At 37.7% G+C, this 25,986-nt stretch carries 22 protein-coding genes and 1 pseudogene; 16 read left to right on the top strand and 7 right to left on the bottom strand.

Features of this window, described 5'->3' with window-relative positions; genetic code table 11:
* Positions 1–334 precede the first annotated feature (334 nt).
* From QUF94_RS22325 to QUF94_RS22265, 13 genes are all read left to right on the top strand, one after another.
* A complete protein-coding gene (locus QUF94_RS22325; RefSeq protein WP_289317771.1) occupies positions 335–3,343 on the top strand; it encodes a toxin Cry1Ac domain D-VI-related protein in 3,009 nt (1,002 codons plus the stop codon).
* 210 nt (positions 3,344–3,553) lie between these two features.
* The gene (locus tag QUF94_RS22320) at positions 3,554–4,066 is read left to right on the top strand and encodes a DUF4352 domain-containing protein (protein ID WP_289317770.1); all 513 of its coding nucleotides are present in this window, start codon (positions 3,554–3,556) and stop codon (positions 4,064–4,066) included.
* A gap of 635 nt (positions 4,067–4,701) precedes the next feature.
* Positions 4,702–6,057, top strand: coding sequence for a nucleotide sugar dehydrogenase (locus QUF94_RS22315; protein ID WP_289317769.1), 1,356 nt, complete (start codon positions 4,702–4,704; stop codon positions 6,055–6,057).
* Positions 6,058–6,116: 59 nt separating this feature from the next.
* Positions 6,117–6,812: a YveK family protein gene (locus tag QUF94_RS22310; RefSeq protein WP_289317768.1), complete on the top strand. Its 696-nt coding sequence runs from the start codon at positions 6,117–6,119 to the stop codon at positions 6,810–6,812.
* An 89-nt stretch (positions 6,813–6,901) separates the two neighbouring features.
* Positions 6,902–7,543, top strand: a complete 642-nt coding sequence (locus tag QUF94_RS22305; protein ID WP_289317767.1) for a CpsD/CapB family tyrosine-protein kinase — start codon at positions 6,902–6,904, stop codon at positions 7,541–7,543.
* Between the two features lie 57 nt (positions 7,544–7,600).
* Positions 7,601–8,332, top strand: a complete 732-nt coding sequence (locus tag QUF94_RS22300) for a tyrosine-protein phosphatase (RefSeq protein ID WP_289317766.1) — start codon at positions 7,601–7,603, stop codon at positions 8,330–8,332.
* Positions 8,333–8,358: 26 nt separating this feature from the next.
* Positions 8,359–10,170 (top strand): polysaccharide biosynthesis protein, encoded by a 1,812-nt coding sequence (locus tag QUF94_RS22295; protein ID WP_289317765.1) that lies wholly within the window; start codon positions 8,359–8,361, stop codon positions 10,168–10,170.
* A gap of 226 nt (positions 10,171–10,396) precedes the next feature.
* The gene (locus QUF94_RS22290) at positions 10,397–10,981 is read left to right on the top strand and encodes a sugar transferase (protein WP_289317764.1); all 585 of its coding nucleotides are present in this window, start codon (positions 10,397–10,399) and stop codon (positions 10,979–10,981) included.
* 140 nt (positions 10,982–11,121) lie between these two features.
* On the top strand, positions 11,122–11,745 hold the full coding sequence (locus tag QUF94_RS22285) for an acetyltransferase (protein WP_289317763.1): 624 nt from the start codon (positions 11,122–11,124) through the stop codon (positions 11,743–11,745).
* Between the two features lie 12 nt (positions 11,746–11,757).
* Positions 11,758–12,918: a DegT/DnrJ/EryC1/StrS family aminotransferase gene (locus QUF94_RS22280; protein ID WP_289317762.1), complete on the top strand. Its 1,161-nt coding sequence runs from the start codon at positions 11,758–11,760 to the stop codon at positions 12,916–12,918.
* 126 nt (positions 12,919–13,044) lie between these two features.
* Entirely contained in the window at positions 13,045–13,224 is a 180-nt protein-coding gene (locus tag QUF94_RS22275) for a hypothetical protein (RefSeq protein WP_289317761.1), read from the top strand.
* Positions 13,225–13,298: 74 nt separating this feature from the next.
* Positions 13,299–13,511, top strand: a complete 213-nt coding sequence (locus tag QUF94_RS22270; RefSeq protein ID WP_289317760.1) for a hypothetical protein — start codon at positions 13,299–13,301, stop codon at positions 13,509–13,511.
* Positions 13,512–14,336: 825 nt separating this feature from the next.
* A complete protein-coding gene (locus QUF94_RS22265; protein WP_289317759.1) occupies positions 14,337–15,863 on the top strand; it encodes a BglG family transcription antiterminator in 1,527 nt (508 codons plus the stop codon).
* Between the two features lie 750 nt (positions 15,864–16,613).
* Here the strand turns inward: QUF94_RS22265 and QUF94_RS22260 are convergent.
* From QUF94_RS22260 to QUF94_RS22250, 3 genes are all read right to left on the bottom strand, one after another.
* Complete coding sequence (locus QUF94_RS22260) at positions 16,614–17,798, bottom strand: CynX/NimT family MFS transporter (protein ID WP_289318473.1); 1,185 nt, start codon at positions 17,796–17,798, stop codon at positions 16,614–16,616.
* Positions 17,799–17,854: 56 nt separating this feature from the next.
* Complete coding sequence (locus QUF94_RS22255; protein WP_289317758.1) at positions 17,855–18,532, bottom strand: FadR/GntR family transcriptional regulator; 678 nt, start codon at positions 18,530–18,532, stop codon at positions 17,855–17,857.
* Between the two features lie 376 nt (positions 18,533–18,908).
* A complete protein-coding gene (locus QUF94_RS22250) occupies positions 18,909–20,240 on the bottom strand; it encodes an amino acid permease (RefSeq protein WP_289317757.1) in 1,332 nt (443 codons plus the stop codon).
* Between the two features lie 424 nt (positions 20,241–20,664).
* Between QUF94_RS22250 and QUF94_RS22245 the strand changes: the two are divergent.
* Positions 20,665–20,754, top strand: a pseudogene (locus QUF94_RS22245) (YjcZ family sporulation protein); the annotation flags it as partial.
* 73 nt (positions 20,755–20,827) lie between these two features.
* On the opposite strand, the gene QUF94_RS22240 reads toward QUF94_RS22245, so the two are convergent.
* From QUF94_RS22240 to QUF94_RS22230, 3 genes are all read right to left on the bottom strand, one after another.
* Positions 20,828–21,001: a hypothetical protein gene (locus QUF94_RS22240; protein WP_289317756.1), complete on the bottom strand. Its 174-nt coding sequence runs from the start codon at positions 20,999–21,001 to the stop codon at positions 20,828–20,830.
* A gap of 97 nt (positions 21,002–21,098) precedes the next feature.
* Positions 21,099–22,499: a cytochrome P450 gene (locus QUF94_RS22235; protein ID WP_289317755.1), complete on the bottom strand. Its 1,401-nt coding sequence runs from the start codon at positions 22,497–22,499 to the stop codon at positions 21,099–21,101.
* A gap of 256 nt (positions 22,500–22,755) precedes the next feature.
* A complete protein-coding gene (locus tag QUF94_RS22230; protein ID WP_289317754.1) occupies positions 22,756–22,896 on the bottom strand; it encodes a bacitracin ABC transporter ATP-binding protein in 141 nt (46 codons plus the stop codon).
* Between the two features lie 170 nt (positions 22,897–23,066).
* Between QUF94_RS22230 and QUF94_RS22225 the strand changes: the two genes are divergently transcribed.
* On the top strand, positions 23,067–23,258 hold the full coding sequence (locus tag QUF94_RS22225) for a hypothetical protein (protein ID WP_289317753.1): 192 nt from the start codon (positions 23,067–23,069) through the stop codon (positions 23,256–23,258).
* Positions 23,259–23,273: 15 nt separating this feature from the next.
* Here the strand turns inward: QUF94_RS22225 and galU are convergent, their stop codons facing one another.
* Positions 23,274–24,134, bottom strand: coding sequence for a UTP--glucose-1-phosphate uridylyltransferase GalU (gene galU / locus QUF94_RS22220; protein ID WP_289317752.1), 861 nt, complete (start codon positions 24,132–24,134; stop codon positions 23,274–23,276).
* Between the two features lie 179 nt (positions 24,135–24,313).
* Between galU and QUF94_RS22215 the strand changes: the two genes are divergently transcribed.
* A complete protein-coding gene (locus QUF94_RS22215) occupies positions 24,314–25,978 on the top strand; it encodes a DUF6044 family protein (protein ID WP_289318472.1) in 1,665 nt (554 codons plus the stop codon).
* Positions 25,979–25,986 lie beyond the last annotated feature (8 nt).

The raw sequence follows: 25,986 nt of genomic DNA, 5'->3' as shown, positions 1-25,986 counted from the left end.
ATCCTTTCAAGGGAAAATGTGATAAGAGGGAACCAATGGTTTCTCTTATCACATTTTTAGTTATGTAACCATAAGAATTGTATCCCATAAAAGTAGCTTTGGATTTTATGTTATTTAAACGCTGGATTTGATAAGAAGATATTCTTTTATAAAATGCAGGATCACACCATCACCATAAATGAAAATAATCACATAAAAATTGACGGTTAATGCCCTAATATGGTTCCTAAAATGATTTTTAATGGATCATTATTGGAACGAGGTACTCCTTGAAAAAAAGTAATATTAATCTTGTAATAAAAATTAATATTTATTTAGGAGGAACGTTCAATTTATGAAGAAAAATAAAATGTTAAAACCTATTAACGTTATGACAACATCATTTCTATTAGCAAGTTCTCTATTAATACCAAGTGTAGGATTTGCGGAAGAACTATCCACACCAAAGAATAAGGATATTTCGAATGCACAAGCATCCGAGGTGAAAACTCAAGAAGCGCGTACACAAACAACTGAAACACAATCACCGAGTAAAGCCGTTACAAAAATGACAGCAAACGAAACAGTCGTCAACAATTTTCAAGAGTTAAAGGTTGCTTTAGAGGCAGATAACGGAATATCGACGATTCATCTAGGTAGAGATATAGACATAAGCGGAGCGATTAAAATTCACCCGGCAAAAACGGAAATCGTGATTGAAGGAAATAATCATACACTATCGGAAACAGGAGGAGCGTTAGGAGCCGCAGATGGTATCTATGCCAATGGTAATAAACTAAGAAGTGTCCATGTAAAGAACTTGGATATTAAAGGAAAGAACTATTATGGTTTCATTACCATACATGATGGAACACAAAATGTAGAGCAAATATTCGAAAATGTAAATTACAGTGGACCACAATTAATCTGGAACCGTTTCGGGAATGCAATTTTTAAAGGAGTTAACGACATTTATATTAATGATCATACAATGCCAGGATCAGCACCTGCCCAGGAGATGGCGGAAACTGGAAGTGTAGAAATTGATGGTGAAACTAATATAAGCCATAATAATGGCTATGCTCTTATTTGGTCGATTACAGCAGAACCACAATTTAAGATTGCTCCAAATGCTAATGTAGACATTAAAACACTTCATAGTGGTTATGGAATATTTTATGCAACAGGTGGCGATGGAGGTTTTTCCATTGGAAATAATGCAAAGGTAAAGTTTGATGGGGCAAAAGGAGTTACCGTCAATGGAAAGTTTAAGTCATTTAACGTGGATGACGGTGCAGATGTACAGATAAATAGATCTGGTACGGATTCATACCCAGTGATCTCGCTTTATGGGCCAGCACAGATCAATAATCAAGCGAAACTGCATGTAACTACAGAAGATGGTCATGCTTTGCAAGTGGAAAATAAACTATCCACCATTGATTTTACTAATCCAGAGAATGTTTTATTGTCCTCAGTAAAAAAACAAGCAATAAATAATTTAAGTACATCCCTTACGATGAGTATGAATACGGGTATGGTGAATCTTTGGACGAGTGCGACAGAAAATCCTACAAATAGTTATATGGGCAAATCAGGTGGAAATCTTACATGGAAAGCTATATATCGCTATGGCGTAGCGGAATCAATTAGTGGTAACCCAACGAATTTCATTATTGAACTTGCTAAAACAAAAAAGATCGAATTAGGAAAAAATGAAGCTGGGCAAGCAGAAAAAGACCTAGCCGATGCGAAGAAAAAAGCGGAAGATCTGTTCACGGACGATAAGTTCGACACATTGAAAGAAACGACAAATCAAGCGGCGATTGACGAAGCCCAAGAAGCGGTCAATAAGCTTACCGAAGGTGCAGAAAAAGACCGTCTGCAAGATTTACTGAACAATGCGAAAGAATTATTGAACAAAAAGGAACAAGCAGAAAAAGACCTAGCAAATGCGAAGAACAAAGTGGAAGATCTGTTCACGGACGATAAGTTCGACACATTGAAAGGAACGACGGATCAAGGAGCGATTGATGAAGCCCTAGACACGGTCAATAAATTACCGGAAGGTCCGGAAAAAGATCGCTTACAAGATTTGGTGGACAAAGCGCAAGATTTATTGAACAAGAAAGAACAAGCAGAAAAAGACCTATCCGATGCAAAGAACAAAGTCGAAGATCTGTTCACGGATGATAAATTCAACAAATTGAAAGAAACGACGAATCAAGGAGCGATTGACGAAGCTCAAGAAGTGGTTAATAAGCTTCCTGAAGGTGGAGAAAAAGACCGTCTGCAAGATTTGGTGGACAAAGCGCAAGATTTATTGAACAAAAAAGAACAAGCAGAAAAAGACTTAGCGGATGCAAAGGACAAAGTGGAGAATCTGTTCACGGACGATAAGTTCGATACATTGGAAGGAACGACGGATCAAGGGGCGATTGACGAAGCCCAAGAGGCGGTTAATAAGCTTCCTGAAGGTGCAGAAAAAGACCGTCTGCAAGATTTACTGAACAAAGCTGAAGATTTATTGGATAAAGATATAACGGCTCCGAATGCACCGAAACTAAATGAAGTTACAACAAACAGTAAAGAAGTAACAGGAAGCGGTGAACCTGAAGCAAATGTGACTGTCATCATTAATTCCAAGAAATATACTGGGGTTGTAGGTCCAGACGGGAAATTCAAGGTTTCTATTCCAAATCAACCCGTTAATACGATAATAACAGTCACCCTTACAGACGCGGCAGGAAATATCAGCGGGAGTTCATCTGTTAAGGTGGTACAGTTTATGCCGAGTGAACCTGTTAAGCTCAATACTGTGTACCAAAATGCAGAGGTTATAACAGGAACTGCACCTGAAGGGGCAACGATCGTACGCTTACTGGTAAATGGCGAAGCACTGCGTACGGCACCTGTCAATGAAGATGGAACATTCAGTATATACAGTAAGTACGTAGGAGTGGACGAGAAGGGAAATAATAAAACCCTACAAGTAGGCGATGTCGTAACGGTTGACTACGGTATGCGGACTCCATCGAACTTACAAGCTCATACTACGGTAGTCAAGGAAGTTGAAAAACTACAGGTGAATGCAGTGGCTCCCAATGCAGATTATATTACAGGCAAAGCAGCGGAGGGAACTAAGGGTCTCCGTTTGCTAGTGAATGGAATAGCACAGAGAACGGTTTCCCTAACTCAAACCGGGGCAGGTTACATTAATCCGGATGGAAGTTACCAAATTTACAGCCGATTTATCATCGATGAAAATGGAGCAAACCGGAGGCTAAAAGCAGGAGATGTCATAGAAGTTGATTATGGTCCACTAGTAGTTGGAGGAGACGTAGTAAAAACAATCGTCAAATAATCATTGTGAGAATGATGTAAGAAGGCCTCTCCTATAGGAAGTGGGTCCTTCTTACATGTTTGAAAAGCTTTTTAAAGTGTTATGAGTATTTTTTTCGTTTCAAGTAAATAAGGATCCAATTTTGTGAATGAGAGAGTGAGAAATATGGAGAAAAGATAATGAAGAATCTCTCTTTAAAAAGGATTTATATATTTATTAAGGGGTGACATTATGATATTAAAGAGAAGCTTCAATAGTATTTGGATCTGTATATTAACTTTAACTATATTTTTGACGGGCTGTACGTCAGGAGAAAAGGTTGTTCAGGATGAACAGCAAAAGCAAACGAACTCTTCCACTAAGGACGAAACAGGACAAGAGAAAGCCGTATCTGGCGTAAACATTCGGATTGAAAAGGCTTTGAAGCTTGAACATCCAGATCAAAAAGGAAAAGAAGTTTTACAGATACAGCTGAAGGCGACTAATAAAACGGCAGAAGAACGATTTGTAGACGTTTTTGAAATGTCGGTATGGAATAAAGAAAATAAAAAACTAAGTATCTATCCGGGCGATAATTTGGGGACACAACTGTCACCTGGCAAAAGTGTTAAAGGAAATGGGTACTATGTGATAGAAGGTAAGGGACCGTTTAAGGTGCAGTATGAAAATACTGACACTAAAGATAAGCAGGAATGGATCATTAACCAAGTGACTGACATGACAGCTGATGCTCCTGAAAAGTAGGAAGTGTTATTATAAGCCTGGCTAAAATATTTGAATTCCCCCGAGTAATGGCACCGTGATAAAGGCCAATTAATCGGGGAATTTTTGTATTTCCTTAAACGATCAAGAGAATGGAGTAGTGAAAGTTTTTGATTGTTTCCTATCTGCTTGCTTGTTAATATATTTTCATTTTTTTGGAAGGGCATGCCTATTCTAAATGTAGAAGTGTACTCGGCTAAAATACGTGTTGGCAAAGGCAGGCTACTCTTAATCTTTACGCATAACCCAGCTGTTGGTGTGAGTTTTATTTATCATGAAAAAAACATGGTTATTCAGGTTATAAAGGGTAGATGAATCAAAAACAGAACGATTCATTCGAAATCTGGAACTAGGATTAAAAGTAAATATGATAATTTATTAATGCTAACGAAAAATATAATGGGAAACGAAACTTACAAACGGATGTTCAAGAATTTCTAGTATGTGTATCGACCATAAAATAAATTGGTTGTATCTGGTCGGTTTTGCTGACTTAAATCGTTAATATTAGAAGTTTGCGAGTTTATTCCGTGTAATGGTTTGGTTCGTGAATGGACATTATGGAGTGTTAGTTTTAAAAAATCGTTAAGTTATAAATGAAATGGAGGAGTTGAATCATGATAACAGCGATAACTCATGAAAGAAAACAACAAATATATAATGCTCCATACTCGCACAAATCTAATCTGCGGAGAGAATTAAAGAAAAAGACGGCTAAAGTCGGAGTGATTGGATTGGGATATGTTGGTCTTCCAACAGCTTGTCATTATGCAGCTGAAGGATATAAGGTGACTGGATTCGATGTCTCCGAGTCAAAAGTGGAAAGTTTAAATAGCGGAATTAATTATATCAATGATGTAGATAATGACGAGCTTAGTGAATTGATATACCAAAAGCAATTTACTGCAACAATGGATATGAAGCAGGTTGGAGAGATGGATGTTCTTTTGATTTGTGTCCCGACCCCTGTCAATAATTTGAAAGAACCTGATATTTCGTATGTGAAAGATGTAGGAAAAGCTGTAGCTGAACATGTGAAGGAAGGAACAATGGTTATTTTAGAAAGTACAACGTATCCAGGAACGACAGAAGAATATATCTGTACACCATTAACAGATAGAGGATATGTGATTGGGGATAACCTTTTTGTAGCTTATTCGCCTGAAAGAATTGATCCAGGAAATAAAAAATTCAACTTAAGCAACACTCCAAAGGTTGTCGGGGGGATAACGGAAAACTGTACAGAATTAGCATGCATGTTTATCGGGAAAAACGCCCATCGTGTAAAAGGGATCCGCGTTGCAGAATTAAGCAAAATCTTTGAAAACACATTCCGGTGGATTAACATGGCTTTGGTCAATGAATTGACAGTTCTGTGCAAAGAATTGGAAATTGATATATGGGATACGATCAATGCAGCTTCCTCGAAACCATACGGGTTCATGAAATTCACCCCAGGTATTGGTGTAGGGGGACACTGTATACCGGTCGATCCCTACTACTTGCTCTATAAAGCAAAAGAACATGGTCATCGAACAAAAATGATTGAACTGGCAGGGGATATTAATGACGGGATGGTTCACTATTCATATAACCGCATACTTGAACTGCTTGCAGCCAAAGACAAGCTTATGAAACACTCACATGTTGTGGTTTTAGGTGCTTCTTATAAAAGTGATATTGGTGATTTAAGGGAGAGCCCGGTCGTTCGCTTACTTGAAAGGTTACAAAATAAAGTCCAGAAACTAACTGTCATCGAACCCTATGCAAAGGAAATCCGGATCAATGATCAAATCCAACCGGTGGCAAAATACGATGCTGCCATTCTTCAAAGAGCCGATATTGTTGTCATTGGAACACCACATAATTGTTTTGACTGGAAAAGTGTCCATGATAATGCGTCATTAATATTCGATTCCAAAAATGTGATGGAGGAAAATGGTCTGCTGTCCGATAAGGTTGCAAAATTATAGGCATAAAAAAAATATGTGAACAAACGAAAAAGGTTTAAGGATGGATTGGAGTTGATTGAATGAGTGGGACACTCAATTTAAACGATATTTTTCAAATGGTAAAAAAGCGCATGGCACTCATTTTCATCATCACAACCCTTATTACGGCAATAACGGGTATCGTTAGCTTTTTTATTCTTTCACCTGTTTACCAAGCTTCTACACAAATCTTGGTCAATCAAACCAAGGAAAGTACAGAACTTTACAATATAGGTGAGATTCAAACCAATATTCAATTGATTGAGACTTACGGAGAGATCATCAAAAGTCCAATGATGTTGGAAAAAGTAAAAAATCGACTGAATCTTGACATTTCAAATTCAGCGTTATCGGAACAAATCGAAATCGTCAGTAAGGGTAATTCACAAATATTTACCATTAAAGTTGAAAGCACGGACCCTAAACTTGCTGTAAATGTCGCCAGTACAATTACGGACATCTTCCAAGATGAAATAAAAGCGCTAATGAATGTGGATAATGTCAATGTCTTATCCAATGCAACTATAGGAGATAATTCCTCACCCATAAAACCGAATCCGATCACGAATATGATCTTCGCATGTTTTGCAGGGTTGGTTATAAGTTTAGTTCTTACATTCTTGATCGAATTTTTAGACAATACAATCAAGGTTGAATCTGATATTGAAGATCATTTAAAGATGCCGATGCTAGGCATCGTTAATTTAATGGAAAATAAAAAAAAACGAAAAAAATAGATTGATAATCACAACCTCAAGAGGTGAAAAGCTTGACACGCAATGAACGGCATAAAATGACGGAGATTAAGAAAAGGAGCAGTATTTCTATGTTGAAATCGAAATCTCCGGTTGTAGAGCAGTATAGGACGATCCGAACGAATCTTCAATTTTCCGCTGTGGAAAAAGACATAAGATCCATGATTTTCACCTCAGCAAACGCAGGTGAAGGAAAATCAACCACTTCAATTAATGTCGCAGCAGTTTTTGCACAGCAAGGGAAACGTATCCTCATCATAGATGCGGATTTGAGAAAGCCCAGTGTTCATACTAACTTTAACATGGAGAACTACCTGGGGTTAACGAATGTCATATCAAAGCAAAACAAATTACATGATGCTGTACAACCTTCCATATACCCAAATTTAGATGTGTTGACAAGTGGACCCATTCCTCCTAATCCATCGGAATTGCTTGGGTCAAACGGAATGGTGACATTGTTGGATGAAGTAAAGATGAATTATGATTTGGTTATTCTGGATACGCCGCCTGTTAATGCTGTTACAGATGCTCAAATACTAGCGAATATGACAGACGGAGCCGTTTTAGTGGTTAGCAGCGGAAGTACTGAAATACAGCAAGCAAAAAAAGCGAAGGAATTACTTGAAAATGCCAATGCAAAGCTTTTAGGCGGAATCCTAAATAAGAAAAAACAAAAACATCCTGACGAATACTACTACTATGGTAAATAAAATAAGCAGTTTGGAATTTGATTTAGCATTAGTAGTTAGGCCAAAGAGGGGATACCAATGATTGATATTCATAGTCACATTTTACCCGATATCGATGATGGGGCTGGAAATATCCAGGAAAGTATAGAAATGGCGAGAAAAGCCGTAGAACAAGGAATCACCAATATCATTGCAACCCCTCATTATAATAGGGGGATATATGAAAATGATAAAGAAAAAGTCTTGGAGGAAACTAGAAAAATAAACCGAGTACTTGATGATCTGAATATCCCGCTAAAAGTATGGCCTGGGCAGGAAATCAGGATATCCGATGAACTTATGGATGATTATGATAATAATAAAATCATGGGCTTGAATGGTTCGCAGTACATCCTTCTCGAACTTCCTTCAAACCATGTGCCAAGATATACGGAACGATTAATCTATGATCTTCAAATGAAAAGAATGACACCGATCATTGCTCATCCAGAGCGGAATATGGAAATATTAAAAAATCCGCGACTTCTAAAAGAACTAATTTGGAAGGGGGCGTATTCACAAATAACAGCAGGGAGCATCACAGGTAAATTCGGATGGAGAACAAAAAGATTTTCAAAATTTTTAGTTCACTCAGGTCTTACTCATTTTATTGCTTCAGATGCTCATAATGTTGGAAACAGAGGTTTTCAAATCATGGAAGCACAGAAGATGATTGAAAAGAATTTTGGACAAGAAGTAGTGAAGGCCTTTAATGAAAATGCCGAGAATGTTTTGTACGGGATGAAAGTTAAGGAACTCTTGTTTGATTAAAAATATTTATATGAGGAGAAGTAGATTTGACATATTATAACCGGCTTTTCACATTAGTCATACTGGACGCCATGATTGTTGTGATAGCTGTATTTTCAAGTTATTGGTTATTACATCCATATGATGAAATACCGGCTTTTGCACTGAATAGTACGCTTATTTTGCTTGTGTGTCATTATTTCTTTACTGCTTATTTGAAACAGTATAAAAAGGCTTGGGAATACGCCAGTATCAGGGAAATGTTTAATATATTCAAAGTGACTGCATTTGCTATTACCATTACTACCTTCTTTCAGCTGTACTTTACCGATTTTCTATATATAAGAGAACTTTTCATTACATGGATCCTTTATATGGCCATGATCGGGTGCTCACGTTTGGCATGGAGGGTTTATTTTGATCGATACATTAAGCAATCACCGAATAAAAAAAGAACGTTGATCGTTGGAGCCGGATCTGCTGGGACGATGATAACTAGTCAGTTGTTAAAATCCAGCAATATAGAATTAGTCCCAGTTGCATTCGTTGATGATGATAAAACGAAGCTAAGTTTAGAAATCTTCAACATACCAGTAGTAGCAGTAACAAAACATATTTCTCAAGTGGTTGAGGAATATAAGATCGAGCATATCGTCATTGCGATTCCTTCTTTGAAAAGGGAGGAAATAGATTCAATTTTTACAGAATGCACCAAAACTTGTGTAAAGACTCAAATTGTCCCTAGCCTTGAAGCGATTGTTCAGGGAAAGGTTCCTATTAATGAATTGCAAGATATCCAGATGGAGGACTTATTGGGGCGCTCACCCGTTCAACTTGATGATAAAGGTATTTCGGAAAAGATTGTTGAGAGTACTATTTTAGTAACAGGTGCGGGCGGTTCAATTGGCTCAGAAATCTGCCGTCAAGTCATGAAATATAATCCAGCTAAAATTATATTGCTTGGACATGGTGAAAACAGCATTTACGCGATTGAGTTGGAGTTGCTGGAGGCCTATGCAAGTACAATTGAGATTGTGACTGAAATTGCAGATATTCAGGACCGCAGGAGGATGTTTCAGGTCATCGATCAACATCGTCCTAACATCGTCTATCATGCAGCCGCCCATAAACATGTGCCACTTATGGAATCCAACCCTAAAGAAGCGGTGAAAAATAACATCATAGGCACGATTAATGTTGCGGAGGCATCGGAGGCTGGCATGGTGAATATTTTTGTCATGGTTTCCTCGGATAAAGCCGTAAATCCGACAAGTATAATGGGTGCCTCTAAATGTTTAGCAGAGATGATGATCCAGCATAAGAGTTTGTCGAGTCATACAAAATTTGTAACGGTCCGATTTGGAAATGTCCTTGGCAGTAATGGCAGCGTCATCCCACTCTTCAAAAAACAAATAAAAAAAGGGGGACCTTTGACAATTACTCATCCGGACATGATTCGCTATTTCATGACCATTCCCGAAGCTTCTAGATTAGTCATTCAGGCAGGGGTTCTGGCCAAAGGCGGAGAGGTATTTGTACTTGATATGGGTGAACCTGTCAAAATTGTCGATTTTGCTAAAAAGCTCATCCAACTGTCAGGTTACAATGTTGAAGACATTGGGATTACCTATACTGGAATTCGGCCAGGTGAAAAATTATACGAAGAACTACTTGGGGAAGATGAGGTTTATTTAAATCAGATCTATCCAAAAATTCATATTGGGAAACCAAGAGAGGTAAATTGGAATGCAATAAAGGATATTATCACAACATACGATGTCTTGAGCGAAGAAACGTTAAAAGAAAGAGTGTTGAATTTAGCAAATTATAGGACGAATAACAAAATTCCCGTTCCGTGACAATGACTCATATCCCGATGATTAGCAATTACTAGAGAAGGTAAGGCGAGTGTTAACATTCTAGCAACCTTGTTATCCAATGAATGTAATAGAAGTGAAGAGAAATGAAGAATAATAGAAAAAACGATTGGAAATGCGATAAGAGTAGCAATTAAATGCTGTAATGCTATCTGAGATTTCCCTTGTTTACTTGTAACGATCCACAATGATGATTTAGGAGGAAAAAATGAAACGGGCTTTTGAATTATTGATATCTTGTCTGGCGCTCATATCCAGTTCACTTCTTATGCTGCTTATCGTCATCCTCATCCGTTTGAAATTAGGTTCCCCTGTTATTTTTAAGCAGGAGCGCCCAGGCCTTAATGGTAAATCATTTTATCTGTACAAGTTTAGAACGATGACAGATGAAAAAGATGAAAAAGGGGATTTGGTTCCTGATGAGAAGAGATTAACCGATTTTGGGAAATTACTTAGAAAATTAAGTTTAGATGAATTGCCACAGTTGATTAATGTTATCAAAGGCGATGTGAGTTTTGTAGGTCCACGGCCGTTATTAATGGAATATCTCCCATTATACACTGCCGAACAAGCAAGGAGGCATGATGTCCGTCCAGGAATGACAGGTTGGGCACAAGTGAATGGCCGCAATGCAATCTCGTGGGAGAAAAAGTTTGAGCTTGATGTCTGGTACGTAGAAAATCAATCCTTTTTACTGGATATGAAGATCATATATCTTACATTGATTAAGGTATGTAAACAAGAAGCCATTACCCAAGAAGGGCATGTGACAACCCGAAAATTTGTTGGATAATAGGATGAATGAAGTTGATTGACCATATACCAAAATAATTCAAATGTATTGAACTTGGAGGGAACACCAGTAAACCTCTAACTCCTGTAGATACTTTTCTTAAAGAAACACTAAACTAGATAAGTGAGAAGTGATTTAAATTGAAGAAAATCGTAATAATCGGTGCAGGTGGGCACTCAAAAGTTGTGCAAGATATTATTGAAGCAACGGGTGAGTATCGGCTCATGGCTATTTTGGATGACCAATACGAAGTGCTGAAAAAAAAGGGAAATATATATCTTGGCCCCATCTTATGCACTAAAAGCTTGTGTATCCATTTTGAATGTAAGGTAATTATTGCGATAGGCAGGAATGATTTAAGGTTAAAAATCGTAAACGAGCTGAATTTGGATGTAATGGATTATGAGACAGTCATTCACCCCACTGCTGTAGTGGGTAAAAATGTATCGATAGGAAAAGGAACAGTCATTATGCCGAATGTCGTCTTGAACGCGGGCGCGAGAGTGGGGAATCACGTCATCGTTAATACGTCTTCTGTCATTGAGCATGATACTCAGCTTAATGACTTTATCCATATAGCTCCTAGTGCAACCCTGACTGGAGCTGTCAGGATCGGAACTGGAACCATGATAGGAGCTGGATCCACCGTCATACCAAACATCACGATAGGTGTATGGTGTACGATTGGGGCCGGATCGACCGTTATTAAAGACATTCCTCATGCATCTATCGCTGTGGGGTCCCCAGCAAGGATAATAAAATAAGGAGTGTGTGGGATGGAGTATAAAAGATTGTATCTTTCGCCTCCTCATATGAGTGGGAATGAACAAATGTACGTTAGCCAAGCGTTCGAGACAAATTGGATTGCGCCTCTAGGACCGAACGTAAATGCTTTGGAAGAAGGATTTGCCAAATATGCAGGCACTAAAGGGGCATTGGCAGTAAGTTCAGGGACAGCAGCCATTCATTTGGCATTGCAAGTATTGGGAGTCACCAGTGGTGATACCGTATTCTGTTCTTCATTAACTTTTATAGCCAGTGCAAATCCTATCGTATATCAAGGGGCGAAGCCTGTCTTTATCGATTCTGAATCAGATACTTGGAATATGTCTCCTAAAGCATTGGAAATGGCTTTTGAAGACGCTAGGAAAAAACGGGAAACTCCAAAGGCTGTCATTTTAGTGCATCTATTTGGTCAGAGTGCAAAGGTGGATGAAATCAAGAACATTTGCAGGAAATATAAAGTTGCTTTGATTGAGGATGCCGCAGAATCCCTTGGTAGTACGTATAAGGGGAAGCAAACAGGAGCGTTTGGTGATATAGGGATTTATTCGTTGAATGGAAATAAAATCATTACAACTTCTGGTGGGGGTATGCTTGTTTCAAATAACGAAGAATTTTTGCATAAAGCTCTCTATCTATCTACTCAAGCACGTGACCCAGCCATTCACTATCAGCATAGCGCAATTGGATATAACTATCGTTTAAGTAACATTCTAGCTGGAATTGGTCGTGCCCAATTGGATGTATTGGATGAGCGTGTAAAAGCACGGAGAAAAATCTTTGATCGGTATAAAAAGTCGTTGGCAAACATAGCTGGCATCACCTTTATGCCAGAGCTAAAAGATACGATGGGGAATCGCTGGCTGACGGCCTTAACAATAGACGACAAAATCACTGGAGTACGTTACAGTGATGTGATTAATGCGTTAGAAGCAAGAAATATTGAATCAAGGCCTGTCTGGAAACCATTACATTTACAGCCCATCTTTAAAGATGCAGCATTTTTTACAGAAAGCGGCGATAAAAGCATTTCAACTATGTTATTTGAACAAGGTCTATGTTTACCATCCGGTTCCAGCATGACATTAGAAGATCAAGAGCGGGTTGTGAAAATCGTAAAGGAAGTAATTGAACCGTCCAAAATAGCTCGATGAGTTTTTCGTCGTGTCATACGAGTCAAATCATTAGAGGACCGTGACATACATTTTACATTGAGATAAACTAAGCCCGCTTTAATAGTATTTAAACTTCCTTACAATGAAAAGGAGGCCAAACAAAATATGAGAATTACTTTTAAACAGATTTATCAAGATATCGACAAGTTAGTTTGTTTATCCAATAAACATAAACGAAATGGTTTGAATTGCAGAGAGATTGAAAAAACAAGAAAAAGACTAGTTGAAAATATAAAAGCCATAGAGCTTCATACCATCGTTTTCAATAATGAAGATTCTGGATAAATAGTCCCTGATATTATCTTTTCCTTCGGAAAAAAGGTTTCATTTTTGGAAGCCTGTTTAAATCTATGATAGAAATGAGCGTGCCTATGAAGATCGGTGATAAAGTGAATTATAAATCAAGTGAATATAAAATTATTTACATCTATAGAAATGATTTAAAAGTCGAGCTTCTTTCACTTGATTGTAAGCATGGGAAATTCGAATTGGCACATATATCTCATCTGAAGAAGACAAATCCTGATTATGCAGAGAATTCACAAAAAGTGCCCCATTATGACTATCGATGAGTAAGGGTTGTATTTTATTTTCTTGTTTCTAAAATAGAATAGAAATTGACACACCACTCCGGATGTTGGTCAGGCTGTCGGGAAACTCTCCACAGTCTTTTTCTTTCCTTTGTTTTTTATCTATTCACCGCTTTAATTAGGCTTATTCCAATGTTATGACTTACCCGCATCAACTATAGGGTCATAAAAAGACTATGTTTCTATCGATATTTTATTGAATCTTGATGGGGAATTTAACCTGTGCATAATCATATTCTTCTCCCTCAAAATAATTTTCACCAGGAGGAACTGCATTTCTTTTAATAGTGTCACTCTACAAATCCTCGATAAAAGAAGGATGTTTTTTTGTCAAGAACATACAGATATTTTAAAAAAGATCCATTGTATGTAAATTTTGCAAAATAGATGGTTTCTAAAATGAAATGCTTCATTGCTAGTTTGGAATTTTATTACTAATCCCAATTATATATAACCACTATTCGTAATAGGATATTTTCATTACCTTTCTAATTCCTTAACTGTACAGAGCTTGGGATAGTATTCGATGTCATGCTTTTGCTCAAAAATATCTAAAAGTGAGTCAATTTCGAGCAGGTTATCAACTGGAAAGAGTGTTTTACTGATACCTATATGGGATTCCAAGCCCGGATAAGTTTCAAAAATTGATTTTCCTGTACCGTATATGAAACGACGCTGGAATAAAGTTATGGTAAATTTGGGTAGTAAGTAGTGTGTGTTTTCTGTTATTTTGAAAATATGTGTGGGGTTTATAAAAATTAGGTATTAATACTCAATCGTATGTATCGATAGTTATAATAAGAATATATGAAAATCAATAAAGTTAAAGGTGATTGTATGAATCGATTTAATGACCGTTATTCAAAACTGCTGTATCATTTATTTTATGAGGATAACTGGTGTAGTTTAAACGAACTATCAAAAAAAACAGGTTATTCGAAAAGCACTTTATGGCGGGATATATTACATATGAGTTCCAATCTTCCACCTGAATGGAAAATTGAAAAGAATGAAGTTCAGGGCGTAAGATTATTGAAACCTAAAAACGGCACCTTGGAAGAACTTTGGTTTCATCTTAAAAGCGAAAATACCTATTTTCAAACCTTGGAATTAATTCTTTTTAACAATGGAGTAACGATAAAATACATTACTCAAAAAGTACATATTAGTCGCTCCACAGTGTACCGCCAGTTAGAGAAAATAGAAGAAGTATTAAAAAGTGCCGAAGTTCAATTATCGAATAGTCCGTTTAAAATTGTTGGGGATGAAAAAAAGGTTAGGCGATTCATCATGCAGTATGTAGAGTATATGTCGGGCAATTTGAATGACTTTATTACATCTTTTGATCTTAAGGAGTTTCAAGACACTCTATTGGAGCTATTGAAGGAACATTCAACTTCTTTGCATATGGGTGCAATACAAAGGCTAGCGATAATCCTTCATATCTCTAACATTCGCATAACACATAATAGTTTTGTGACATTCCCAAAAGTGGTAATCGATGAAAATGAAACATCCAAAGCATTTGAAATATCAAAGAAACTTTTCAAGTTCATGGAAAAATGTCCAAATAGGGAGAAACAGATTCGAGAAATTTTATTTCTTTCTTTATATCTAATGAGCGAAGAAATGTCTTTAAACCGTACCCAAGAGCTTCGGTACATTCGTTCCAAACTTAATTCGGATAGCGGTAAGCCTTTAAGTCAATTTCTAAGTAATTTATCTAAAAAAATTGGGTTGGATGTTTCTCAGGACGATATTTTCATGTATGAATTTGCGCAAACTCTTCGAGGGATCTCCTTTGATTTTCAATTAAAAACAGATACTAGAATAAATAATATTTTACAATTCGTTCCTTATTTTGAAAAAAACACGTTATTCGGAATTATTGAAGAAATAGCAAAATATATCTCGGGAGAATTTACTATTTCTTTTGAAAATATAGAAGTATTAGAAATATTCATGTTGGTCCAAGCTTCAATCTTAAGAAAAAAAAACCAGATGGTTATAGAGACAGCGTTAATTTGTCGTTCATATGTAGAGAAGGATTATATTCGTGAGGTATTAAAACATCATTTTGGGAACCAGCTTAATATTTATGTAATGGATTTTTCCGATATAGATTCACTTTTCAGAAAAAATGGTTTTGATATTTTAATAACCACGGATTTAGGGCAGTTAATTAATATTGAGCACATTCCTGTTTATAAAGTTTCTTCATTTCCAACTCCTTCCGAATTAAAAGAAATTAAGATGTTCACTCGAAAGAATTTTATTGATAGGTATGGTTTAAACCCTAATATCTTATATCCATTTGAAGAAGATATTGATTGAGGTTAGTCTTCAACATTTAATTTCATCACTATGTCCTTTTACCCCTGAACAGTAATATGCAGCTAATAAACTACCTCGTCATTAAGCCTTGGTCATTCTTTTTTCTCCAAAGGGGGAAGGTGAAAAGCATTACTTATCTGACAGAAGTTTAAGGGTTGATATCATTTACAATAGATAAGGGAGCACCAAATGACCAAAGCGAAAACGCCAAGCATTCACTTCCCAATTTAAACCACAGATCATTCTCTTATTTTCAAAATTTTAAAACACGAATGGATACCCTTTGATACCTTTATCACGGAAGCGATATCTGAGATCAGAAAGTGAACGAATCGAAAACATTTCCCTACTTCCCAGCTTGAATTTTGGAAATGATGTTAAATGGTAAAATAAGCTCAACTATAGGCTGCATTCCTTCTTTAATTAAATATTCGGACCTAAAAGGGTTAGTGATATTTCCAACATATTTGCTAAGGTCATCCACAAGTGTAATTTTAGATCAAAATGCTGGGTGTCCGTTGAAAGGTTGGGTCTCTTTATTGATGTGGTCACTTTAACGATTTGGCAGCAAATCATGAACCTGTAGTGCAATGCTGTAACGGAGGAAAGAGTTTGAACCACCGTCGCTATCAGGGGCTTTCTAAAGGAAATGGCCCAGGTACAATACCTGGGCCATTTCCTTTAGGAACTTTTTATACTGTTCAAATAATGTGTGACAGTTCTCTTTTTTTAAGGTTGTTTTAACGAAATTTATTGAGTTGTAACATATTCATTTTTCCCTGCACGCATTCCAACAATAAATATAAGTGCAGATATTACTACCAACATTAATAAGGGAATTGTCCAGCTGTGTGTAACGTCATGAAGCAATCCGAATAAAATTGGTCCAATGGCAGATAAGAGGTACCCGAATGATTGAGCCATTCCTGATAATTCTGTAGCTTCATGGGTATTTTGTGTTCGAAGACTAAAGAACATCATGGATAAACTGAATATGGTACCGACTCCAATCCCGATCAATATCATGCATACCGGGATGAATAGAGTACTGCCGTACAATATGCCGAATATCCCTGTAATAAGGAAGATGACAGGTGGGACCACTAACAGACGCTGACTTTGTAAGCGGCCAGCTAAAATGGGCACAATGAATGTTATAGGAATGACGGCAAGCTGCATGATGGATAGCATCCAACCAGCTTCATCAGCGTTAAGGCCTTTTTGCTCCAGGATTTCCGGCATCCAGGTAATGACTGTATAGAAGATAAACGATTGCAATCCCATGAAAAAAGTGATCTGCCAGGCTAAACCAGAACGCCATAAGTTAATCTTTTTAAACTTTTGAGCCGTTTGTACATCCTTACCTGACTTGAATGGCCGTCTTAATTGCGGCATCCAAAAGAAAATTGTAATAAGAGATAAAATCCCCCAACATCCAAGGGCACCAGCCCATCCCAATCCTGATGAAGAAGCAATGGGAATGCTGATCCCGGAACCTATTGCGCCACATAAATTCATGGACACTGCATAAGTCCCTGTCATCAAACCGATATTCCTGGCAAAGTTATGTTTAATCAGACTGGGCAACAATACATTGCCGATTGCGATGGCTAACCCGATTAAAATGGTCCCTATGAACAATGTCTGCACTCCGCCAACGGAGCGTATCCCAATCCCGATAGTTAATAATATCAAAGATAGGAAAAGGGTGAGCTCCATTCCAAAACGCCGTGCTATCCTAGGTGCAAATGGAGATAGTAATGCGAAAGAAAGCAAAGGTAATGTCGTTAATGAACCTGATAGTGTATTGGATATCCCCAAATTATCACGGATCGAAGTGACAAGGGGGCCAACCGATGTTAAGGGAGCCCTTAGATTGGCCCCAAGGAGAATGATCCCGATGATGAGTAGTCCAAATCTGGGTTTAATATCCATTTTGGTTTGTTCTAGTTGATTTGCCGCTTGATGAATGCCCATAATCTCCTCCTTACTTACTCTAAAGATTTCTTGAATTGTGCAATGTATTCATTCACTGTTTCGATTGCCCGGTTCACATCTTGTTCGATGATGGCATCTACTAGGTTACAATGAATGTTCAAATGAAGGTTCGCATCAGAACTCATCTCGACTATCTGATGGATGGAATCATGCAGGGAGTCTTCCATATGTTCGTATAAATCAATCAATAAATCATTATGTGATGAACCCATAATCGATTTATGTAACTGTATATCCGCTTCTTCGTAAGCCTTGATATCCTTTGCTTCAGCAGCTTCACAGCATGCTTTTATATAAAACCGCAATCGTTCTATATCTTCTTGGTTCCGTCTTAATGCCGCTAACTGGGCTCCCTCTCTTTCAAGGGCATGACGGACCTCTAATGTTTCCAATAAACTTGACTGCTGAATCCTTCTTTGCAATGCAGCCCCCAAGGTACTTGATGACCTTACAAATGTCCCCTTTCCTTGTTTCGTTACTAAAAGACCAGCATAAACAAGTGATCGTACAGCTTCTCTTAATGTATTTCTGCTTACATCGAACTGTTGGATCAAATCCATTTCAGGTGGAATCTGCTTTCCAATTTGCCATTCGCCTGATTGGATTAAGGATTCAATTTGGGAAACCACTTGCTCTACAAGTGATAAGCGATTTGTTTTAGATATGGTCAATATTTACACCTCAAATTTGTAGGATGATTGGTTCATTGGTTATTTTAACATATGTATGTTGAAAATGGAGCATAGGGAGTATTTTTAACCAATTTTATTTCCATCCTTAACTTTAGCTGCTTAAAGGACAAAAGGTCTTATTAGGACAATAGAAAAAATGCCAGTTGATTTCAGAAATCCGCCGACTGTCTGCCAAGCCTCCTCGACGCAAGCGCTTGCAGGGTCTCGTCTAGCTCGCGGAAAGCGAGTGCCTGTAGTTCCAATCAACGTCCAAATTGTACAAACTTTAAAAAAACTGTAGGCAAACTCGATTTTATCGAGTTTGCCTACAGTCTGAAATCCCAGATAATAAGATTCGGGGATTTTAATAATATTTCTATTTTTTTTGTTTGACAATAAAAGAGAGAAGGATAAATATTCCCAAAGTTACAAGACATACAGTGGTCCCGATTATGTTTTGCTTATTAAAGATGAATGCTAAAAAGATGATGCTCAAGGCTGTGATAGCTAATATGGTTGTATATGGGTACCATTTTACTCGGAAACCTGATTTGCCTTTGTATTGTTTACGCAGCTTCAATTGTGCGGAACAAATACTGATCCATAATAATAAAACTGTGAAGCCAGGGATGGCCATAAGGTAGCTTAATATCAGATCAGGTGTCAAATATGATAAAAACACACCAGCCAATATACATAATGTAGTTAAAAATATACCATTAAGCGGGATTCCCTTTTTAGTTGTCCTTAAAAATGCCTTAGGGGCTTCGCCGTTCTGGGAAAGAGTAAACAGTGTCCTTGAGGTAGCGTATATCCCTGAATTTGCAGCTGATAAGACAGCTGTTAAAAGGACGAAATTCATAATATCAGCTGCTCCGGGAAGACCTGATAAGCTGAAAACCTGTACGAAAGGACTTACTTCAGTGCTTACTTGGTTCCAAGGTATAACCCCGCAAATAATAAATATTGGGAAGACATAAAAAAGAATCACCCGCCATACAGTTCCTTTAATGATTTTTGGTATGACTCGCTGACTATCTTTTGTTTCCGTGACGGCTACACCTATTAATTCTGCACCCCCATATGAAAACATTACAACCAAAAGTGCACTTAACATTCCGTCAATTCCATTGGGGAAAAAGCCCCCATGTTCCGTGTAATTAGAAAAAGAAGCCGAACTAGGAAAAAGTCCTAACATGATCAAAGCTCCTAAAATAATAAAAGCAATTAAAGTTATTATTTTTATACCTGCAAACCAAAACTCGAGTTCACCATAGTATTTTACTTGAAACAAATTTATTCCTATTATTACTGAAGCGCAAAGTATACTTAACAGCCATAATGGTATTGAAGGAAACCAATATTGTAGAAAGCTCCCGGCTGCGACTATTTCTACAATGATCACGATAATCCAGTTAAACCAATAGAGCCATCCGACAATGAAGGATAGTTGAAACCCAAAAGCTTTATTTATGAGATGCTGTACATTCAAATTAGGAAAAGCGGTAGCCATCTCTCCTAGTGCCGCCATTACAATAAATAACAAAAGTCCCCCTATTAAATAGGCTATCACGACACTTGGACCTGCCATATTTAATGTATCTGAACTCCCCTTAAAAATCCCTGTCCCTATCATTCCGGCTAAAGCAATAAACTGGACATGCCTAGGCAATAAACCCTTTTTTAAATCTTGATGAGTCTTTTCCATTTTATTCATGCCTTTCTTTCGCTATTTTAATAAAATGTTAATTTCAGTAAAATTAAAAGTTCTTCTGTTAATGAACGCTTTTACGCACTAAAGTACTATATTAATATATCACGATTCGGGAAAATGTCAATTTAAGCAGGGGAACGGAAAATTATTTTTTAACAGTAAAGAAAGAATTTCCTTTATTATCTTAAAAGTATTTGGATTTTATGAAAAATTAACCTGAAGAGATGTAGGCATTTAATAAAAAATGATCGGAAGTTAAATGATTGAATTAAACAAGTGCCACGAGCAAACAAAATTGCGTTATATTGCATGATTACTGTCATTTTGTTTGATGGTGAATAAGATGTTTTAACCAGTTCAAGTCCTTCTATAAAAACGAATTAGGAAATGTTCATATATGTAAGGCTGTGATTGCGGTTTTCTATTTGGCGGAGATTTCGCCTTTATAGTCGTTTTGTTTATCCTTTTGGTTGCGGGCGGTGCCCGGGTTATGGAAACATACTGCTGAATACAAAAAACCGACATTGATAGGTCGGTTTTTCTATGACATATAAGGTGTTGGAGCAGGCTAGCTAATGAGACTACCCGTTCTCATATAAAAAGGGGAGAGGAAGCGGCTGTAGGTTTTCGGTTTCTTGTACCGGTTCAATTTCCCTTAGAAATTCCAAATAACCGGTATATACCTGCGAGGCCATCCCTAAATATTGTAATTCAGTGTGGATGATACCCATCCTTGGTGAATGGAGCATATACATTTTTTCTTCCCTCCTTTCAAAAAGGGCCAGTCTCATAAAGGAGTTATTCCTAGGCTTTACTGATATGAATGTCTTGTTCATGGGGGATAATTCATATTCATTTGATGAAGGATGCTCCGGGTTCGAAGGATTCTGCATTTCTTTCTTCTACTACCATGCGCAACCCACTCTTAGGTCTGAGCGTAAGGGACGGAAGGGGGATTACTTCATGATGGTCAGGTGCAATCTTAATCCTATATCGTTGAGCAATGCAGGCCAGGACAAGCACCGCTTCCATCATGGCAAAATGATTGCCAATACAAACCCGCGGCCCTCCGCCAAAGGGAAAGTAAGCGAACGCAGGCAGGCTTTTCAAATAGTTGTTATCAAATCGTTCAGGAATAAAAGATTCAGGTTGATCAAAATACTCTTGATTATGCTGCATCAAATAAGAACTTATTAGGATCATCTCGCCTTTTTTAAAGTGAAATCCTCCTATTACAACATCCTCCGACACATCCCGGGATAAGATATAAAGTGGCGGGTACATGCGAAGTGTTTCATGAATGATCTTTTGAGTATATTGTAATTTCATGAAATCGTCAGGCTCGGGTTTCCGGGCACCAATTATGCTATCCACTTCATAGAAGAGTTTAGTTTGAACTTCAGGATGCTGTGAAAGTGCGTACAGTGCCCAAGAAAGAGCATTTGCTGTAGTTTCATGACCGGCAAGAAAAATAGTCATTAACTCATCACGTACCTGATGGTTTGTCATTCCTAATCCGTCTTCGGCATCTCGGGCATCGATCAAGATTCCAAGCATGTCTTCGTGTTTTCCTGTATCGTTCTTCCGTTTTTCAATAATTCCATAAATCACTTTATCAAGTCTTTGTATCGCCTTTTTATATTGACGGTTGATTTTAGTTGGCACCCATAATGGCATACGGAAAAGCTTTCTCATCCTTTTGACTGCGATTCTTAAAGCTGTTTCCAGCGGTTTCCCAACAATTTCATAGCCATCTTTGAATTCCATGCTGAACATGGTCTTGCTGATTATCCCGAGAGTGATGTCCAACATATCCTTCGTGATAATCCGTTCATCATTATGTTTCCAAAAAGTTGATATATAATCCAATGTGGTATCAATCATATCCGTGGCGTAATGGCTAATATGAGTCTTTTTGAAGGAAGGTTGAATAAGCCTTCTCTGACGCATATGAAAGTCCTTTTCGCTTGTAAGTAGACCTTCACCGATAAGTGGTTTCAATACATTGAAGTCCTTTGATTTGACGAAGGATTTTTGTTTTGTTACGAGTATTTGTTTTATTAGATCAGGATTTAAAACGAGGTAAACATTTTGGAATGGTCCTAAACGGAATTTAGCAACCTCCCCATATTCCTTGGCCAATCGGGTAAGAAAGCCGAGGGGATCTGTTTGAAATTCCTTTGTATGTCCGGAAATCAGCCTTCCTTTTGGAACTTTTGGAGAATCACGGAAGGCACCATCAGTTTGGCTCAAGTTGTTTTCCCCCTTTCTTTAAAATAATTCCATGTAATCATTCTATGAGGATAAACTAAATCGGTTTGGACAAGTCGTTAAAGAAAGGGCGGATAATATAAATATGGCTATATTATAGAAATGAAAAGAAGTAAACTTGCAGAAACCATAGAAAAACTCTGGAAAAATAGCGCCAGAGTTTTTTATGAGAGCTTTAGATTAAGAAGATGTGGGAAACGGTTCTCGGCAGAGTAAACTTTTTGTATTGATAGGGAGCTTAACTTCTTTCTTCATCGTTTCCATGTTGGAAGTGATCATTTTTTTCATTAATGGGTCCACCAAATTGTTCATTGATTTCCTTAACCACTTGATCTAAAAATTCATCGGATATTATCGGATTTTTTGTTTTTGTGTGCATGTGATTCTCTACAATCCTTTCTGGATATCATGTGTTTGGATCACTTATGAAATATACTTATCAACATAACCTCAGTTACAATGAATTATTCTTATTCTGTGCAAATTTTCACGGGCTTTTCCATTCATATTCATAAATCGCTTAAACCTTATGGTACGGGGGATATGTTTTTGGGTTCATTTTACAATCAATGGGGTGATCCGACAGCTACTCTCGTAACGGTATATGGAAGGGAGGTGGAGCTAATTAGACAAAGGTATCTAAGAGGACTGCTTGTGGAAGAAGTCTTTTTTACGGGTGATATCACAGGAATTCAAGAAGATATGAAAATAGCCCAATCACTTTTTGGTAACTGGGCATGAGCTATATTAACTTCATTAAGGAAACAACTGTCTTAAATATGTTATTAGCTGATCACGAAGTTCAGGTCGTTTCATGGCGAAATCAATTGACGCTTGAAGAAAGCCGAATTTATCCCCGACGTCATATCGATGTCCCTCAATGATATACGAATATAATGGTTCCTTTTCTAGCAAAAGATCCAAAGCTTCGGTAAGCTGGATTTCCCCCTTAGGATCTGGCTGTACGGTTTCGAGGATTTCAAAAATGGCAGGCGTTAAAATATATCGGCCAATAATCGCCTGTGTTGAGGGTGCCTCCTCAACTTTTGGCTTTTCCACTAAGTTTTTTACCAAAAATAAATCCTCATATTGTTCTTGGAAATTTACAATCCCATACTTGGATACATCGGCAGGTAACACTTCCTTACACCCGATAATGCTCGCTTGAACCTTGTTATACCGTTCCATTAACTGCTTCAAGGCTGGGACCCGGCTATCCACGATATCATCACCTAACAGGACTGCAAAAGGTTCGTCTCCAATAAACGTTTTGGCACATAAAACTGCATGCCCCAGACCCAATGGTTCCTTTTGTCTTACATAGTGAATATCCACCATATTGGAAATGTTCTCCACGGTCTTTAGCAGATCATTTTGTCCTTTCTTTTGTAAAAGCATTTCAAGCTCAATGGATTTATCGAAATGATCTTCGATGGCACGTTTGTTTTTCCCTGTAACGATGATAATATCTGTAATCCCTGATTGTACCGCTTCCTCGATTATATATTGAATGGTCGGCTTATCGACAATCGGCAGCATTTCCTTTGGTTGAGCTTTCGTAGCGGGTAAAAATCGTGTTCCTAAACCGGCTGCTGGAATCACGGCTTTCTTTATCATAGCCCAGCCCCTTTTTAAGGTTCTTTTATCTCGCTTTTCGTTCTACCGTTCATTTTATGTGTTCATTGGTTGACCTATATCAAAAAAGGTTAAAATAAATCCCTGAAAAAGAATAGATTTACTATTGAAGCAAATATTATGGATATATGAATTTTGGTCAAGAGGTGTATATTTTGCCAATTGAAAATCAAGAGAGAAAACAAATCCTTTTTGCCTTACTTGTCATCGTTTTATATCTTTCCCCTTTATTCATCCTTGGAGAAAATGCGCATATTCGTGTACATGATAATTTGGATTCCAACCTTGCCTGGTATAAAGTACTTTCGGAGAGCGGTGAATTATTCGGTGCCATAGACGCCAAAATTCCACAGATTATGAATGGGCTGCCAAGAAATGCGTTTGGCAGTGAATTCAGTATTATCGTGTGGCTGTATGCACTTTTCCCGACAATGGTTGCATATGCAATAAGCCAGGCATTAACAAGATTCATTGCTTTCTTTGGTATGTATATCCTATTAAAAAAACATTTGGTTACAGGGCGCCAATCAGGATGGATAAGGATTGGAACATCCTTGGCCTTTGCCCTTACCCCATTTTGGCCATCGGGAATGCTCAGTACTCTTGGGATGCCGCTAGCCCTTTGGGCTTTTTTGAATATCCGCAGCAAGGACCATTCGTGGAAGAATTATTTGGTCCTTACACTTTTACCGCTTTATTCAAGCATCGTGCTTGGCTTTTTCTTTTTTCTTGTTGCAATGGGCTTCCTTTGGATATCGGATGTGATCAGGAGAAAAGGGTGGAATTTAAGGTTTCTACTTTCAATCGTGTATATGACGGTCATTTTTGGTCTGGTCGAGTATCGGCTGGTCGCTTCCTTCATTTTTGATTCGGAGCCGAACAGCAGAGATGAATATTTTCATGCAAGGCTGCCGCTCGAGTGGGTCATCAAGCTTACTTTCAAAAATTTCGTCCTTGGACATACGCATGTCATGACTGTACATGCGCTTATCATCCTGCCGATTACAGTCTTTGCCCTTTATATCATTTTGACCAAAAAGCTATGGAGACAGGAAAAGATATTTGTTTTTTTGTTCGGCTTGAATTTTATGCTTTCCGCGTGGTACGCATTTTGGTTTTATAAAGGCTGGCTTCCTTTAACGGAAAGGTTTCACACTCTGGATACCTTTAATTTTGCCAGATTTCACTTTTTAAGGCCGATGGTGATTTACTTGGGGTTTGCCCTCGCGATAAAAATCATCTGGGAGCACAGCGATTATGCCAAGAAAACCCTTTCAATATTCATAGCCGTTCAAATTATGATCTTAGTGGGTTTCAATGAAGAAATCACTCACAATAAAAAACCATCTTTTAAAGAGTTCTATGCAGAAAGCCTTTTTCAGGAAATAAGAGATCATATTGGCCTTCCACAGGAAGAATATCGGGTCGCGAGCATTGGCCTACATCCTGCGATTGCCCAATTTAATGGGTTTTACACGCTTGATAGCTATAACAATTTCTATCCGCTTACTTACAAACATCAATTTCGTCAAATAATTGAAAACGAATTGGCTAAGAATAAAAACATCAGAATCTACTTTGATGAATGGGGAGGGCGTTGTTACCTATTTACCGATGAGCTTGGGAAGCATTATATGTTCAAGAAAGGCTCGAAGAAAGAGCTGGAAAATTTGGAACTTAATGTGGATGCGTATAAAGGGTTAGGTGGCAAGTATATATTTTCTGCTATACCAATCAACAATGCGAAGGAAAACGGGTTGGTCCTGGAAAGGATTTTCACAAAGAAAGGAAGTATTTGGAAAATTCATTTATACAGAGTCATGTGAAAAGGGGG

This window comes from Peribacillus sp. NJ4 (genome assembly GCF_030348345.1).
In the GTDB taxonomy this organism is placed as follows: Bacteria; Bacillota; Bacilli; order Bacillales; family DSM-1321; genus Peribacillus.
This window is presented reverse-complemented; position numbering and strand designations above follow the sequence as displayed.

Excerpts from the sequence above, each read along its gene's own strand:
- QUF94_RS22230 (WP_289317754.1), bottom strand. The coding sequence starts at position 22,896 with ATGCACACAAAAACAAAAAATCCGATAATATCCGATGAATTTTTAGAT.
- QUF94_RS22290 (WP_289317764.1), top strand. The coding sequence starts at position 10,397 with ATGAAACGGGCTTTTGAATTATTGATATCTTGTCTGGCGCTCATATCC.
- QUF94_RS22275 (WP_289317761.1), top strand. The coding sequence starts at position 13,045 with ATGAGAATTACTTTTAAACAGATTTATCAAGATATCGACAAGTTAGTT.
- QUF94_RS22270 (WP_289317760.1), top strand. The coding sequence starts at position 13,299 with ATGAGCGTGCCTATGAAGATCGGTGATAAAGTGAATTATAAATCAAGT.
- QUF94_RS22260 (WP_289318473.1), bottom strand. The coding sequence starts at position 17,798 with ATGGATATTAAACCCAGATTTGGACTACTCATCATCGGGATCATTCTC.
- QUF94_RS22315 (WP_289317769.1), top strand. The coding sequence starts at position 4,702 with ATGATAACAGCGATAACTCATGAAAGAAAACAACAAATATATAATGCT.
- QUF94_RS22320 (WP_289317770.1), top strand. The coding sequence starts at position 3,554 with ATGATATTAAAGAGAAGCTTCAATAGTATTTGGATCTGTATATTAACT.
- QUF94_RS22240 (WP_289317756.1), bottom strand. The coding sequence starts at position 21,001 with ATGTATATGCTCCATTCACCAAGGATGGGTATCATCCACACTGAATTA.
- QUF94_RS22250 (WP_289317757.1), bottom strand. The coding sequence starts at position 20,240 with ATGGAAAAGACTCATCAAGATTTAAAAAAGGGTTTATTGCCTAGGCAT.
- QUF94_RS22325 (WP_289317771.1), top strand. The coding sequence starts at position 335 with ATGAAGAAAAATAAAATGTTAAAACCTATTAACGTTATGACAACATCA.
- QUF94_RS22305 (WP_289317767.1), top strand. The coding sequence starts at position 6,902 with ATGTTGAAATCGAAATCTCCGGTTGTAGAGCAGTATAGGACGATCCGA.
- QUF94_RS22280 (WP_289317762.1), top strand. The coding sequence starts at position 11,758 with ATGGAGTATAAAAGATTGTATCTTTCGCCTCCTCATATGAGTGGGAAT.
- QUF94_RS22310 (WP_289317768.1), top strand. The coding sequence starts at position 6,117 with ATGAGTGGGACACTCAATTTAAACGATATTTTTCAAATGGTAAAAAAG.
- galU (WP_289317752.1), bottom strand. The coding sequence starts at position 24,134 with ATGATAAAGAAAGCCGTGATTCCAGCAGCCGGTTTAGGAACACGATTT.
- QUF94_RS22265 (WP_289317759.1), top strand. The coding sequence starts at position 14,337 with ATGAAAATCAATAAAGTTAAAGGTGATTGTATGAATCGATTTAATGAC.
- QUF94_RS22300 (WP_289317766.1), top strand. The coding sequence starts at position 7,601 with ATGATTGATATTCATAGTCACATTTTACCCGATATCGATGATGGGGCT.